We start from the raw sequence: 281 nt of genomic DNA on the forward strand, positions 1-281 counted from the left end.
ACGCAGTATTCGCGGGTCTGGTGATCGAAACAGATCTGTTTTTCGAGGTCGGTGATGCGTTGGCCCTTGAGCACCAGGGTGATGATCTCGGGCACGGTTTTGTACTGAAACATTCGCCAGTTAGAGCGCAGGCCCGCGCGGGCCAAGGTCGGTTCGATCACCGCGTGGTAGCGGGTACGGCGAAAACCGGTGTCGCCCTGACGAAACAGACTGACCAGACCATGGACATAGCGCACCGGCGTGTCGCCGCGCCACACCGTGAACAGCGCACCCAGATCGAG

General features: G+C 60.5%; 1 protein-coding gene. It reads right to left on the reverse strand.

Annotation, left to right across the window (positions count from 1 at the left end; translation table 11 throughout):
* A partial coding sequence (locus tag GHO32_RS26315) for a contractile injection system protein, VgrG/Pvc8 family (protein ID WP_256678640.1) occupies positions 1–281 on the reverse strand: 281 nt, incomplete at both ends.

The sequence above is a fragment of the Pseudomonas sp. FSL R10-2189 genome, from assembly GCF_009600325.1.
GTDB classification, from domain to species: Bacteria; Pseudomonadota; Gammaproteobacteria; order Pseudomonadales; family Pseudomonadaceae; genus Aquipseudomonas; species Aquipseudomonas helleri.